The organism is Pseudomonas haemolytica (assembly GCF_009659625.1).
Lineage (GTDB): Bacteria > Pseudomonadota > Gammaproteobacteria > Pseudomonadales > Pseudomonadaceae > Aquipseudomonas > Aquipseudomonas haemolytica.
Map to the genome: position 1 here is coordinate 1 of NZ_VOIW01000004.1, position 14,968 is coordinate 14,968.

Genomic DNA, 14,968 nt, shown 5'->3' on the forward strand with positions numbered 1-14,968 from the left:
CTCATCAGCGGGAGGCGAATTCTACAGCGTTACACGCTGCTGTCAACACCTCTTTTTCAACTTCCTTTCGGCTTCGATGAACTGAAGCAACCTGCTGCCGAAAACCTCATAACTCATTGTTTACCAAGGAGTTTTCCGTTTCGACTGCGCCGGAAGTGGGGCGAATTATAGGCCTCCAGAATCTGCCGTCAACCTTCTTTTTCACATTTCTGTCATATCGGTCAAAAAATCCCCTGAAATGCGAACGCCGGCCCCAAGGGGCCGGCGTTCCTCTAACTAAGCCTTACAAGCTAGGGAAGGCGAACTGCGACGCCTCATGGCTGGCCCGCTGCGGCCAACGCTGAGTGATCGCCTTGCGACGGGTATAGAAACGTACCCCATCCGGCCCATAGGCGTGCAAGTCGCCAAACAGCGAACGCTTCCAGCCACCAAAGCTGTGATAGGCAACCGGAACCGGCAGCGGTACGTTAACCCCTACCATGCCCACTTCAATCTCGTCGCAGAACAGCCGCGCCGCCTCACCATCACGAGTGAAGATGCACGTGCCATTGCCGTATTCGTGATCATTGATCAACTGCATCGCAGCTTCCAGGCTGTCGACCCGCACCACACACAGCACCGGCCCGAAGATCTCTTCTTTATAGATACGCATCTCAGGCGTCACGCGGTCAAACAGACTGCCACCGAGGAAGAACCCCTCCTCATGCCCGGCAATGCTCAAGCCGCGACCATCAACCACCAGTTCCGCGCCCGCAGCCACACCGTCCTCTATATAGCCACTGACCTTATCCCGTGCTTGGCCAGTCACCAACGGCCCCATATCCAGGCCACAAGAAGTGCCCGCACCAATCTTCAACGCCTTGACCTGCGGAACCAACTTGGCGATCAACGCATCCGCCACTTGATCACCCACGCACACCGCCACCGAGATCGCCATGCAACGCTCGCCGCAGGAACCATAAGCGGCGCCCATCAAGGCACTCACGGCGTTGTCCAGATCCGCATCCGGCATCAGCACGGCGTGGTTCTTCGCTCCACCCAACGCTTGTACGCGTTTGCCGCGCTTGGTCGCTTCGGAATAGATGTACTCGGCAATCGGCGTCGAGCCTACAAAGCTCAAGGCTTTTACTTCCGGCGCTTGGATCAATGCATCCACCGCGCCCTTATCGCCGTGCACCACACTCAGCACGCCTTTAGGCAGCCCGGCCTCCTGCAACAGTTGCGCGATCAACAGCGTCGAACTCGGATCACGCTCCGACGGTTTAAGGATGAAGCAGTTACCGCACACAATCGCCAGCGGGTACATCCACAGCGGCACCATCGCCGGGAAGTTGAATGGGGTGATACCCGCTACCACACCCAGCGGCTGGAAGTCCGACCATGCATCAATGTTCGGCCCCACGTTACGGCTGTATTCACCCTTGAGAATCTCCGGCGCCGAGCACGCGTATTCCACGTTCTCGATGCCGCGCTTGAGTTCACCCGCGGCGTCTTCCAGGGTCTTGCCGTGCTCTTCGCTGATCAACTGCGAGATACGTGCTTCGTTCTGCTCCAGCAGTTGCTTGAAACGGAACATCACCTGGGCACGCTTGGCCGGCGGCGTATTACGCCAGGCCGGGAACGCCGCCTTGGCCGAGTCGATCGCGCTTTGAATGGTTTCGCGACTCGCCAGTGGCACCTGGTGAATCACCTGGCCGGTGGACGGGTTGTACACATCGGCGGTACGGCCGCTGTCGCTGACCAACTGGCCGTTGATCAAATGCTGGATAACGCTCATGCAGGGCTCCTGAAAAGTTGTTCTATATAGAAGGAGAAATCAGTCGATCTTGTTCAGCACTTCGCCGACCGCGTCAAACAGACGATCCAAGTCCTGCGGCTTGCTGTTGAACGTTGGCCCGAACTGCAGGGTGTCACCGCCAAAACGCACGTAGAACCCAGCCTTCCACAAGGCCATGCCAGCCTCGAATGGGCGCACGATGGCATCGCCGTCACGCGGTGCGATCTGGATCGCTCCGGCCAGGCCGTAGTTTCGAATGTCGACCACACTCTTGCTGCCCTTCAAACCATGCAGAGCATTCTCAAAGTGCGGCGCGACTTCGGCTACGCTCTGCACAAGGTTTTCCTTCTGCAACAGGTCCAGTGCCGCCAGGCCAGCCGCGCAAGCCACCGGGTGCGCTGAGTAGGTGTAACCGTGGGGGAATTCCACGGCGTACTCCGGCGTCGCCTGGTTCATGAAGGTCTGATAGATCTCGCTGCTGGCAATCACCGCGCCCATCGGGATCGCGCCGTTGGTGACTTGCTTGGCGATGCACATCAGGTCTGGCGTCACACCAAAGCTGTCAGCACCAAACATTGAGCCCGTGCGACCAAAGCCGGTGATCACTTCGTCAAATATCAGCAGGATGTTGTGCTGGTCGCAGATCTCACGCAGGCGCTTGAGGTAACCCTGTGGAGGCACCAGTACGCCGCCAGAACCGGCCATTGGCTCGACAAACACTGCCGCGATATTGGAAGCGTCATGCAGCTCGACCAGCTTGAGCAATTCATCGGCCAAGGCAATACCGCCCTGCTCCGGCATGCCTCGGGAGAAGGCATTGCTCGCCAGCAAGGTGTGAGGCAAATGGTCAACGTCCGTCATCGCCTGGCCAAAAATTTTACGATTGCCATTAACCCCGCCCAGGCTGGTGCCGCCGATGTTCACACCGTGGTAACCGCGGGCGCGGCCGATCATCTTGGTCTTAGTGGCCTGGCCTTTCAGACGCCAGTAAGCACGCACCATCTTCACGGCCGTATCGGCGCACTCGGACCCGGAGTCAGTGAAGAACACGTGATTCAGGTTACCCGGGGTCAAGTCGGTAATCTTTTCCGCCAATTGGAAGGACAACGGATGACCGTATTGGAAGGCCGGGGAGTAGTCCAAGATGCCCATTTGCTTGGCGACAGCTTCCTGGATTTCCTTGCGCGTATGCCCGGCACCGCAGGTCCACAGGCCCGACAAAGAATCATAAACCTTGCGCCCCTTGTCATCGGTCAACCAACTGCCTTCAGCGGCCACGATCAGGCGCGGGTCACGCTGGAAGTTACGGTTGGCAGTGTAGGGCATCCAGTGCGCATCCAGCTTCAGTTGGCTGGCAAGGGACGATGGGGCGTTTTCGGGCATGTTCATCAGCAAAACCTCGCAAGGCAAAAGGCAGCGTCGGGATTGAAAAAGCGTTGTTGCAGCTAAATTGCCATGGGGATAAAGTCGGTGAAATCCAACTCTTCTAATCTTCAGTCAGGACTTCACTAAACTATGAGCAACCGTCGTCCCGACCCTCTGGCGCAAGTCAGTGACTTCGATATTCGCTTGCTGCGCATCTTTCGCAGCGTAGTGGAGTGCGGCGGCTTCTCGGCGGCGGAAGCCGTACTCGGCATCGGCCGCTCGGCCATCAGCCAACAGATGAGCGACCTTGAGCAGCGGCTCGGGCTAAGGCTCTGCCAACGCGGCCGCGCCGGGTTTTCGCTGACGGAAGAAGGTCGCGAGGTCTACCAGTCTGCTTTGCAGCTATTGAGTGCCCTGGAAAGCTTTCGCACCGAGGTCAATGGCCTGCATCAGCACTTGCGCGGCGAGTTGATCATCGGCCTCACTGACAACCTCGTCACCCTGCCCCATATGCGCATCACCCACGCATTGGCGCAGTTGAAAGAGCGTGGCCCCGACGTGCAAATCCAGATCCGCATGATCGCCCCCAATGAAGTGGAGCAAGGTGTACTCGACGGCCGCCTGCACGTCGGCGTGGTGCCCCAGGCCAGCGCGCTGTCGGGCCTGGAATACCAACCACTGTACAGCGAACGCTCACTGCTCTATTGCGCGGTCGGCCACCCGCTGTTTTATGCCGACAACAAGCAACTCGACGACGAACGCATCGACAGCCAGGACGCCATCGCCCCCACCTTCCGCTTGCCTGCACAGATCCAGGCCCATTACCAGGCGCTCAATTGCACCGCCAGCGCGTCCGACCGTGAAGGCATGGCGTTCCTCATCCTCACCGGCCGCTACATCGGCTACTTGCCTGACCACTACGCTAGCCTGTGGGTGCAACAAGGCCGACTGCGCGCGCTGAAACCGGCTACACGTTTTTACGATTTGAGCCTGGCATCGGTCACGCGCAAGGGTCGCCGCCCCCATTTGGTGCTGGAAAGCTTCCTGGAAAGCCTGGCCGCAACCCGCTAACTCGGGCCCCACACAAAAAGCTGAGCAACTGGACAGCTTTTTGCAAGGCACAGAGACCTTGAACCGTCCGCCTCGAGTTAACCGCCATGCCCCCAGAATCCTCCAGCTCCAGCGACCTGATCTACGGCCTCGACGACCGGCCGAAACCACTGCCCGCTCTATTGGCAGCCCTGCAACATGTACTGGCGGCGTTCGTCGGCATCATCACCCCGCCGCTGATCATCGGCTCAACCCTGAGCCTCACCGCCCACTTGCCCTACCTGATCAGCATGGCGCTGATGGTTTCCGGCGTGGGCACATTCATCCAGGCACGCAGGCCCTTTGGTATCGGCGCCGGGATGATCTGCCTGCAAGGCACCAGCTTTGCGTTTCTCGGCGCGGTGTTGTCGGCAGGTTTTTTGGTCAAGCAACGCGGCGGTAGCCCGGAGGATATTTTGGCGATGATCTTCGGCGTGTGCTTCTTCGGCGCGGCGGTACAGATCGTGTTGAGCCGCTTTATTGGCCAACTGCGTCGAGTCATCACACCGCTGGTGACCGGGATTGTGATTACGCTGATCGGCATCAGCCTGATCAAGGTGGGCATTACCGACCTTGGCGGCGGTTTTAACGCACCGGACTTCGGCGCCCCCGCCAACCTGGCGCTCGGCCTGTTCGTGGTACTGACGATCATTTTGCTCAACCGCTCCAATACCCCATGGGTACGTCTCTCGGCGATCATCATAGGCCTGGCCCTGGGGAGCCTGGCGGCGTGGTTCAGCGGCAAACTCGTGCCCCAAGCCCTGCCCGACCTGCCCCTGATCAGCCTGCCTACGCCGTTCCGCTTCGGTTTCAACTTCGACTGGAGCGCCTTCTTGCCGATAGCGCTGATTTATCTGATCAGCAGCATTGAAACTGTTGGTGACCTCACGGCCAATTGCATGATCGCCCGCCAACCCATCAGCGGCCCTTCCTATATAAGCCGGCTCAAGGGCGGCGTGCTGGGCGATGGCGTGAGCTGCATGATCGCCGCTACCTTCAGCGCCTTCCCCAATACCACCTTCGCCCAGAACAATGGGGTGATCCAACTTACCGGCGTGGCCAGCCGTTACGTCGGCTTATATATCGGCGTATTGCTGTTCTGCCTCGGCCTGTTTCCGCTGATCGGCGCCGTGCTCCAGCAAATTCCCAAACCGGTGCTGGGCGGCGCGACCCTGGTGATGTTCGGCAGTGTGGCCGCCGCCGGCGTGCGCATTCTCGCCCAGGCACCGCTGGACCGACGCAGCATGTTGATCATCGCTACCTCGTTCGGCGTCGGCCTGGGTATCGCCGCCCAGCCCAACCTGCTGCACCTGATGCCAACACTGGTGCAGAACCTGTTCGACTCTGCCATCACCAGCGGCGGCCTCACCGCCATCGTGTTATGCCTGTTACTGCCGGAGGCCAAGGCGAGCACGGCTGCCGCAAAGCACACAGCGCAAAGCGACAGCCTGGAACCGCTTTAACGGTTTTATTGCATCAGGACTTGTCTGAGGCTTGAGGGTGGGTTATCTGTGCACACGTCGTCTCTATCGATCAGCACGGAAACCTCCATGAGCCTCGAAGTTCCTGCCCACAGCAACCACGCCGGTAAACCCGCCAGCCGCATTCGGCAAAAGAACGAACAAGCGATTCTCCAGGCTGCTGAAGATGAATTCGCGCGCCATGGCTACAAAGGCACCAGCATGAACACCATTGCTGCCAGTGCCGGGCTGCCCAAGGCCAACCTGCACTACTACTTCACCAACAAACTGGGCCTGTACATCGCGGTGCTGAGCAATATTCTCGAACTGTGGGACAGCACCTTCAACGCGCTGACCGCCGAGGATGACCCGGCCGTCGCACTCACGCGCTATATCCGCACCAAGATGGAATTCTCGCGACGCCAACCACAAGCCTCGCGGATCTTCGCCATGGAAATCATCAGCGGCGGTGAATGCCTCACCGAATATTTCAGCCAGGACTATCGCGCCTGGTTCAGTGGCCGCGCAGCGGTGTTCCAGGCGTGGATCGACGCCGGCAAAATGGACCCCATCGACCCCGTGCATTTGATCTTCCTGCTGTGGGGCAGCACCCAGCATTACGCCGACTTCGCCACCCAGATCTGCCGCGTCACCGGTCGCACCAAGCTGACCAAGCAGGACATGGAAGACGCCGGCACCAACCTGATCCATATCATTCTCAAAGGCTGCGGCATCAAGCCAGCCGTATAAACGAAGCGAGTTATGTCTTTTACGCTTACAGGCCTTTGCGAATTTCGTGAAGAAATACGCAAAAGCCGCTTCATCACCTTAGCGGCGCCCATCACCAGCCCGCAGGACGCCCAGGCGTTTTTCGAGCAGCACAGCGACCTGAATGCCACGCATAACTGCTGGGCCTGGAAGCTCGGCGATCAATACCGCAGCAACGACGACGGCGAACCCGGTGGCACCGCCGGGCGCCCGATCCTCGCGGCCATCGAGGCGCAGGGTTTTGATCAGGTCGCGGTGCTGGTGATCCGCTGGTACGGCGGGATCCAACTGGGTACCGGTGGACTGGCTCGCGCCTATGGCGGCGGCGCCAATAAATGCCTGCAAAATGCCGAGCGCATCGAACTGATCAGCCGTGTGCCCCTGAGTTGCGCCTGTGGGTTCTCCGAGCTGAACCTGGTAAAGCTGCGTGTCGCTGAACTCGGCGGCCTGGTGATGGACGAAACCTTCACCGCCAACGGCGTGGAACTGCAGCTTGCACTGGGAGAAGCGCACATCGACACCCTGCAAACCCAGCTCGCCGACCTGAGCCGTGGGCGCATCCTGCTACAACGCTGAAACTGCTACTGTTATGCGCTGAACTCCCTGAACCGCGATTTCAAAGGAAGCCTTCATGTCTACGCCAAAAACCGCACTGATCATCGGCGCCTCACGCGGGCTGGGCCTTGGCCTGGTCAAGCAACTGCTCCAGGACGGCTGGGACGTGACCGCCACCGTGCGTGATCCGAACAAGGCCGATGCCCTGAAAGCCGTAGGGCCGGTACAGATCGAGAAGTTGGACATGGACGATCAGCAAGCCGTAATCGCCCTGGCCCAACGCCTAAAAGACCGCACCTTCGACCTGCTGTTCGTCAACGCCGGCGTCAAGGGCCCGGCGAACCAGGAGCCAGGCCACGCCACCCTGGCGGAAGTCGGCCAGCTGTTCTTCACCAACGCTGTGGCGCCGATCAACCTGGCTCAGCGCTTTGTCGGGCAGATCCGTAAAGACACGGGCGTGCTGGCTTTCATGAGTTCGGTACTGGGCAGCGTGACCATTCCCGACGGCTCGGACCTGGCGCTGTACAAGGCCAGCAAGGCTGCACTCAATTCGATGACCAACAGCTTTATCACCCAACTGGGCGATCATAAGCTGACGGTTCTGTCGCTGCATCCGGGCTGGGTGAAGACCGACATGGGCGGCGAAAACGCGCATATCGACGTCGACACCAGCGTGCGCGGCCTGGTGGATCAGGTGAATGCATACACTGGCAAAGGCGGCCATCACTTCGTGGACTACAAGGGCGACACCATCGCCTGGTAAGCAGCAAAGGGTTGTTATCGACTGATTGCCGTCGATAACGATCCACGCGTAAACTGCCCACCTCGCCCTCCCCGGCGACCCTGGATCAGCAGACAGGGCAACACTGAGCTGGCAAACCTGAACCCATCATTCAGAGGAGCCGGCCAATGCCTGCGACCCGTATCTGGTTAAAAAACCCCCTCGCGATCTTCACTGCCAATGGCCTCGATGCCCGTGGTGGCCTGGTGCTGCAAGACGGTGTGATCACCGAAGTGCTGGCCCAGGGCCAAGAGCCGGCACAGCCCTGTGCGCAGGTGTTCGATGCCCGCGAGCATGTGGTCCTGCCCGGGCTGATCAACACCCACCACCATTTCTACCAGACCCTGACCCGCGCCTGGGGGCCGGTGGTCAACCAGCCGCTGTTCCCCTGGCTGAAAACCCTGTACCCGGTTTGGGCACGGCTCACCCCGGAAAAACTCGCCCTGGCCAGCAAGGTCGCCCTGGCGGAACTGCTGCTCTCGGGCTGCACCACGGCGGCCGATCACCACTACCTGTTCCCCGATGGCTTGGAAAACGCCATTGATGTGCAGGTAGAAAGCGTGCGCGAACTGGGCATGCGCGCCATGCTCACCCGCGGCTCCATGAGCCTGGGCGAAGCCGATGGCGGCTTGCCGCCGCAGCAGACCGTGCAACAAGGCCAGGTGATCCTCGAAGACAGCCAGCGCCTGATCCGCGAGTACCACCAGCGGGGCGACGGTGCGCAAATCCAGATAGCCCTGGCGCCGTGCTCACCGTTCTCGGTCACGCCCGAAATCATGCAAGCCAGCGCCGAGCTGGCCAACAGCCTGGATGTGCGCCTGCACACCCACCTGGCGGAAACCCTCGACGAGGAGGACTTCTGCCTGCAACGTTTCGGCCTGCGTACCGTGGACTACCTCGACAGCGTCGGCTGGCTCGGCCCACGCACCTGGCTGGCCCATGGCATTCACTTCAACCCGGATGAAATCGCGCGCCTGGGCGCTGCCGGTACTGGCATCTGCCACTGCCCAAGCTCGAATATGCGTCTGGCCTCCGGTATCTGCCCGACCCTGGACCTGCTCGCCGCCGGTGCCCCCATTGGCCTGGGCGTGGACGGTTCCGCTTCCAACGACGCGTCGAACATGATCCTTGAAGCGCGCCAGGCCCTGTATATCCAACGCCTGCGGTATGGCGCAGAAAAGATCACCCCCGAAGGCGTGCTCGGCTGGGCGACCAAGGGGTCGGCGCAGTTGCTGGGCCGCACGGATATCGGTGAATTGGCCGTGGGCAAACAGGCTGACTTGGCGTTGTTCAAGCTTGATGAGCTGCGCTTCTCCGGCAGCCACGATCCGATTTCAGCGCTGCTCTTGTGCGGTGCGGATCGAGCGGACCGGGTGATGATCGGCGGCCAGTGGCGAGTCATCGACGGCCAAGTGGAAGGCCTGGACCTGAAAGGTTTGATCGCCGATCACACCCAGGCGGCGCGGCAGTTAATCGCCGGAAGCTGAGCCAAACGAGGATCAAAGTGTGGGAGGGGGCTTGCTCCCGATAGCGGTGGGTCAGCCAACCTATATATGACTGAACCACTGCCATCGGGAGCAAGCCCCCTCCCACATTTGGCTCTATGGCGTTCTTAAAATCTGGTTATAACCCCAACAGCGACAACATGATAAAGGTCGCAAACAGCACAAAATGGGTCATCCCTTCGATGGCATTGGTCTCACCATCGTTGAGGTTGATTGCGCTGACAATCAGCGTGATAAACACCATCACGGTTTGCACCGGCGTCATCGCCATCTGGAACGGCTGGCCCGTATAAAGCGCCATAGCCTCCATCACCGGCACCGTCAGAATCACCGTCGACAACGAGGCACCCAACGCGATGTTCACCACCGACTGCATGCGGTTGGCCAACGCGGCGCGCAGTGCCGTCAGGATTTCCGGCGCAGCGGAGATAGCCGCCACCACAATCGCCGTGATCACCGGCGGAGCGCCCGTGCCTTCCAGGCCCAGGTCGAGGGTCTTGGACATCACCTCGGCCAGTGCACCAATCACGATCACCCCAAACACCAAGGTGCCGATGGAAAACGCCAGGTTGACCGGCGGCGCCTGCTCATCTTCCGGGGTTTTCTTGCGGCGTTTTTCCGGGTAGCTGTAGCTGAAGAAATAACTGTGCGGCCCTACCTGCATGCGCAGGAACAGGGTGTACAGCACCACCATCGCGCCAATGGTGAAGGCCGAGTAAATTTTCCAATCCGCTTCGGGGATAAATTCCGGCACCACCATCGACACGCCCATGGCGGTGAGGATCATCACGCTGTAGGTGCGTGCCGAGTCATCGTTGTAGGACTGCTCGCCATGCTTGATGCCGCCCATCAACGCGGCCAGGCCGAGGATGCCGTTGATATCGAGCATCACCGCCGAGTAAATGGTGTCGCGCACCAGTGTGGGCGAGGGCTCGTTACTCATCATGATCGCCAGAATCACCACTTCCACCAACACCGCGGCGAGGGTCAGGATCATGGTGCCGTAGGGGTCACCAACCTTTTCCGCCAACTGCTCGGCGTGATGGGCCACGCGCATCGAGGCCATTACGATAAACGCGATCAGCGCAACGCCGGCCAGCAGCGCCACCAGTTGCCCGCTGTGAAGCATCCAGTGCTCCAAGGGGTAGGCGGCAATCGCGGCGATCAGCGCCAGCAGCATGAATTTTTCTTGCTTGAGGGATGTGAGCATTCGGGGCCTTTTCGTACAGCGAATCAGTCATTGATGGGGTACAGACTGCGCCAAGCCGCTAACGTTTCGTTACACCTTAGTTCACGTCACCCTTGCGTGAGTGACACAAATACTCTCCTGCTGGTCAGGTTTTGCCGATTATTTCGGCCATGGCCTGTAGAATGCCGCCATTGCACCTGATGAGAATTTAGAAAATGTACGATTGGCTCAACGCCCTGCCCAAGGCTGAATTGCACCTGCATCTGGAGGGTTCGCTGGAGCCTGAGTTGCTGTTCGTCCTGGCCGAGCGCAACAAGATTGCGCTGCCGTGGAACGACGTCGAAACCCTGCGCAAGGCCTACGCCTTCAACAACCTGCAAGAGTTTCTCGACCTGTATTACAAAGGCGCGGATGTACTGCGCACGTCCCAGGATTTCTACGACCTGACCTGGGCCTACCTGCTGCGCTGCAAAGCACAGAACGTGATCCACACCGAACCGTTCTTCGACCCGCAAACCCACACCGACCGTGGCGTGCCGTTCGAAGTGGTGCTCAACGGCATCGCCGCTGCGCTTAAAGATGGCGAGCAGCAACTGGGCATCACCAGCGGCCTGATCCTGAGCTTCCTGCGCCACCTGAGCGAAGCCGAAGCCGAGAAAACCCTCGACCAGGCCTTGCCATTCCGTGACGCGTTCGTGGCCGTGGGCCTGGACAGCTCGGAAATGGGCCACCCGCCGAGCAAGTTCCAGCGCGTGTTCGACCGTGCCCGTCACGAGGGCTTCCTGACCGTGGCTCACGCCGGTGAAGAAGGCCCACCCGAGTACATCTGGGAAGCCCTCGACCTGCTGAAAATCCAGCGCATCGACCATGGCGTGCGCGCCATCGAAGACGAGCGTTTGATGCAGCGCATCATCGACGAGCAGATCCCGTTGACCGTGTGCCCGCTGTCCAACACCAAGCTCTGCGTGTTCGACGACATGGCCCAGCACAACATCCTCGACATGCTAGAGCGTGGCGTGAAGGTGACTGTGAACTCGGATGACCCGGCGTACTTCGGCGGCTATGTCACCGAGAACTTCCACGCGCTGTACACCTCCCTGGGCATGACCCAGGACCAGGCCAAACGCCTGGCGCAGAACAGCCTGGATGCGCGGCTCGTAAAACCATAACCGGCAATCACTGACTGAATGCAGTCTAAATGTGGGGCGGGCTTGCTCGCCCCACATTGGTTTTGTATTGACCTTTAGATTTCGGTGAGCTCTTCCAGGGTCTTGCCCTTGGTTTCCATCCCAAACACCCAGACCACCAGCGCCGCCACCGCAAAACACAGCGCGCCCAAGGCAAATACCCCGCCCTGCCCGGTTATCGGGAACACCAGCCCGGTCACCAATGGCCCCAGCAACGAGCCGACCCGGCCTATCGCCGACGCAAACCCGGAGCCCGTCGCCCGCGCCGAGGTGGGATACAACTCCGGCGTGTAGGTGTACAGCACCGCCCACATGCCAAACAGAAAGAACTGCATCAACAGCCCGGAAGTAATCAGCAGGCCTACGTTGCCGCCAAACACCGCGCTCTGCCCATACAAAAATGCCATTACCCCACCGCCCAACAACGTCACGACGCACACCGGCTTACGCCCCCAGCGTTCGACCAGCCACGCCGCCATCAGGAAGCCCGGAATCCCGCCAAGGGAAATGATCACCGTGTAATACACCGACTGGGTCACGGCAAAACCCGATTGCTGCAACAACGCACTCAGCCAGGACGTCAGTCCGTAGAACCCGAGCAAAGCAAAGAACCACACACTCCAGATCATCATCGTGCGCTGGCGGTACTGCGCCGACCAAAGCTGCTGAAACGCGGAGAAGAAAGTCCCCGGCACCGTATCGACGCGTGGCAGCGCAATCGGCTCAGGCAAATCAGCGCGGCCCAGTGAATCGCGCACCTTCTGTTCAATACCCAGCAAAACCTTGTCCGCCGCGTCATGCTTTCCGGCCTGCTCCAACCAACGCGGCGACTCCGGGATAAAGAACCGGATGGCCAACACAAACACCGCCGGCACCGCCAACACCAGGAAGATGTCGCGCCAGCCAATCACCGGCAACAGGAAGTAAGACAGCACGCCCGCGGCCACAAAGCCCAACGGCCAAAAACCATCCATCAACGCGATATAGCGCCCGCGCCGTTTGGCGGGAATCAGCTCCGACAGCATCGACTGAGCAATGGGAAATTCCATGCCCATGCCAATGCCCAGCAGGATACGAAACAACGTCAGCGTCTCCACCGTCTGCGCCGTGGAACACAGATAGCTGGCGACGCCCCACAACACGATGCTCCACTGGAACACCGGCTTGCGCCCGAAGCGATCAGCGAGCATCCCGGAGAGCGAAGCGCCGACCACCATGCCGAAAAAACTCGAACTGGCCAGCAGCCCGGCCTGGGCCGTACTCAAGCCAAACTCGGTTTTGATCGAACCTAACAGGAAGGTCATCATCGCCAGGTCCATGGAGTCGAAGAAAAACGCCAAGGCGATGATGATGAAAACGACTCGGTGGTAACCGCTGATGGGCAACCGTTCCAGCCGTTCTGCCGCGCTATAGCCCTGCCTACCCATGCCGCACCCCCAGTGTGAAAAATCCCCCTGGCGAGTGTGCGGCATCGTTTGCCCTGGCTATTGCTGGATGCGACCTGACTGCAACTCTGAACGACGCGTTCTTATCGTGCCGCCAGCCGGTTGATTTCCTCAACCCCTGCATCGTTGACCAATAACGCCCGTGACTCATTGATCACACTGATCCAGTTCGCCTGCAGAAACAGCTGCATCAACCCTGCCCCCAACGCACCGCCCAAGTGTGGTTGCTGCTGGCTCCAGTCGAAACAGTCGCAGACCAACGGCGATGCCAGTGCCTGGGTAAAAATGCCCAGGTCCGCCAAACGCTGCGTGCCCTTGACCGTAACCTCGGTACGCTGCTCATGGCGCTCGATCCATCCGGCCGCGAGCATCCGTTGATACAGCCCTGCCGCCACCTCGCCGCCGAGGTGGCCGTGGCACCAGCGGGCGCGACGCAGCAGCGGCGGTGCCAGCAACGCCGGTGGCGAAGCATCCGGTGTGCTACGCGCCGCACTGGCCATGGTGGTGCTGGCCAGCGCATCAATCGCGGCACTGACATCCGCAGCTGCCACGCGAAACAGCCGCTTGCCCCGGCGGGCCTCGATCCGCAGCAGGCCGCTGCCGGTCAGCCGCGCCAAATGCGCATTGGCCGACGCCGGCGACAAACCGGCCAGCGTCGCCAGCTCATCTGAAGACTTCGCCGAACCGTCCATCAAGGCCCAGAGCATGGCCGTGCGTTTGGGCTCGGCGAGCAAGCTGGCGATCTGACTGATGCAAGGTGCTGCTTCCATGTATTCACTCCCTGTTAAACCATTGTTCTGCTGCGGTTGACGCCGAAGTATAGGTGCGCAGGCCGCCGGTTCCGCGGCGTCTGACGGCGCAGATCAGGACAGGATATGAGGGAAACTTCCGACCGTGGCGCAGGCTATTGCCCTTTGGCCATTCGCCCCGGTCGTTGCGCGGTCAATGTCGCACAACGGGACACGAGCATGTCCCGCAGCAAATTGATGGGTTTGCTCAATTGCGCGCGGTGGGCACATAGCAGGTTGAGTGGCGTGCGCTCGCCCTGCAGCTCCGGCAGAATCAGACGCAAGCGCCCGGCCAGCACGTCGGTGCTTACATCCAGCCAGGACTTGTAGGCAATGCCCATCCCTGCCACCGCCCAGCGGCGCACAACATCGGCATCATCACTGAAGCGGTCACCGCTGACCGTCAGGCTGACGTGACGCTTGCCGTCGTAAAAACCCCAGTGGTCATGCACGCGGCTGCCAAGCATGTACAGCAGGCAATTGTGCTGGGCCAGTTGTTCCAGATGGCGCGGCTCGCCATGCCGGGCGAGGTAACTGGGCGCGGCACACAGCACACGAATATTGTCCGGGGCGATGGGCAGCGCAATCAGGCTGGAGTCTTCGGGCTCGCCATAGCGCAAGGCGATGTCCACTGGCTGGCGGAACAGGTCGGCAATGCGATCGCCCAGTAACAGGCGCACGTTCAATTGCGGGTGTTGCTGCTGGAACTCATCCAACCACGGCACCAACTGGTTGCGACCGAAATCCGACGGTGCCGACAATTGCAGCACGCCACTGACATGGTCCTGGCCGCTGGCCAAGAGGCGCCGCCCTTCGTCCAGCGCACTCAATGACGCACGCGCATATTCCAGGAACCCCTCGCCTTCGGCGGTCAGGCGCAGGCTGCGGGTGGAACGCGCCAGCAAGCGCGTGCCCAGTTGCTGTTCGATACGCTTGAGCGCGGCGCTGGCCACTGCGGGCGACAGGTCCATGACCCGCGCAGCCGCCGACAGACTGCCCAGGTCTGCGGCTCGCACAAACAACTGCAAATCATCAAAACGCAGCATGTAATCCCGCCCA

General features: G+C 60.4%; 13 protein-coding genes. 7 read left to right on the forward strand and 6 right to left on the reverse strand.

Annotated features, from left to right (window positions below):
• Positions 1-283: 283 nt before the first annotated feature.
• Positions 284-1,777, reverse strand: a complete 1,494-nt coding sequence (locus FRT59_RS13880) for a CoA-acylating methylmalonate-semialdehyde dehydrogenase (RefSeq protein ID WP_034119729.1) — start codon at positions 1,775-1,777, stop codon at positions 284-286.
• A 39-nt stretch (positions 1,778-1,816) separates the two neighbouring features.
• Positions 1,817-3,166: an omega-aminotransferase AptA gene (aptA, locus tag FRT59_RS13885; RefSeq protein WP_153871468.1), complete on the reverse strand. Its 1,350-nt coding sequence runs from the start codon at positions 3,164-3,166 to the stop codon at positions 1,817-1,819.
• A gap of 126 nt (positions 3,167-3,292) precedes the next feature.
• Between aptA and FRT59_RS13890 the strand changes: the two genes are divergently transcribed.
• The 6 genes from FRT59_RS13890 (at position 3,293) to FRT59_RS13915 (ending at position 9,282) form a co-directional block, all read left to right on the forward strand.
• Complete coding sequence (locus FRT59_RS13890) at positions 3,293-4,213, forward strand: LysR family transcriptional regulator (protein ID WP_034119727.1); 921 nt, start codon at positions 3,293-3,295, stop codon at positions 4,211-4,213.
• Positions 4,214-4,299: 86 nt separating this feature from the next.
• Positions 4,300-5,694, forward strand: a complete 1,395-nt coding sequence (locus FRT59_RS13895) for a uracil-xanthine permease family protein (protein WP_153871469.1) — start codon at positions 4,300-4,302, stop codon at positions 5,692-5,694.
• A gap of 87 nt (positions 5,695-5,781) precedes the next feature.
• On the forward strand, positions 5,782-6,441 hold the full coding sequence (locus FRT59_RS13900) for a TetR/AcrR family transcriptional regulator (protein WP_034119725.1): 660 nt from the start codon (positions 5,782-5,784) through the stop codon (positions 6,439-6,441).
• 12 nt (positions 6,442-6,453) lie between these two features.
• A complete protein-coding gene (locus tag FRT59_RS13905; RefSeq protein ID WP_034119724.1) occupies positions 6,454-7,035 on the forward strand; it encodes an IMPACT family protein in 582 nt (193 codons plus the stop codon).
• Positions 7,036-7,090: 55 nt separating this feature from the next.
• Entirely contained in the window at positions 7,091-7,777 is a 687-nt protein-coding gene (locus FRT59_RS13910) for an SDR family oxidoreductase (protein ID WP_034119723.1), read from the forward strand.
• Between the two features lie 146 nt (positions 7,778-7,923).
• A complete protein-coding gene (locus tag FRT59_RS13915; protein ID WP_153871470.1) occupies positions 7,924-9,282 on the forward strand; it encodes an 8-oxoguanine deaminase in 1,359 nt (452 codons plus the stop codon).
• A gap of 136 nt (positions 9,283-9,418) precedes the next feature.
• On the opposite strand, the gene FRT59_RS13920 is transcribed toward FRT59_RS13915, so the two are convergent.
• Positions 9,419-10,510, reverse strand: coding sequence for a calcium:cation antiporter (locus FRT59_RS13920; protein WP_034119721.1), 1,092 nt, complete (start codon positions 10,508-10,510; stop codon positions 9,419-9,421).
• Positions 10,511-10,704: 194 nt separating this feature from the next.
• Between FRT59_RS13920 and FRT59_RS13925 the strand changes: the two genes are divergently transcribed.
• Positions 10,705-11,658 carry an adenosine deaminase gene (locus FRT59_RS13925; RefSeq protein ID WP_153871471.1) on the forward strand — a complete coding sequence of 318 codons (954 nt, stop codon included), beginning with the start codon at positions 10,705-10,707 and terminating at the stop codon, positions 11,656-11,658.
• Positions 11,659-11,732: 74 nt separating this feature from the next.
• On the opposite strand, the gene FRT59_RS13930 is transcribed toward FRT59_RS13925, so the two are convergent.
• The 3 genes from FRT59_RS13930 to FRT59_RS13940 form a co-directional block, all read right to left on the reverse strand.
• Positions 11,733-13,103 (reverse strand): MFS transporter, encoded by a 1,371-nt coding sequence (locus FRT59_RS13930; RefSeq protein ID WP_153871472.1) that lies wholly within the window; start codon positions 13,101-13,103, stop codon positions 11,733-11,735.
• 101 nt (positions 13,104-13,204) lie between these two features.
• Positions 13,205-13,891, reverse strand: a complete 687-nt coding sequence (locus tag FRT59_RS13935) for an ArsR/SmtB family transcription factor (protein WP_034119718.1) — start codon at positions 13,889-13,891, stop codon at positions 13,205-13,207.
• A 134-nt stretch (positions 13,892-14,025) separates the two neighbouring features.
• Complete coding sequence (locus FRT59_RS13940; protein WP_034119717.1) at positions 14,026-14,955, reverse strand: LysR family transcriptional regulator; 930 nt, start codon at positions 14,953-14,955, stop codon at positions 14,026-14,028.
• Positions 14,956-14,968 lie beyond the last annotated feature (13 nt).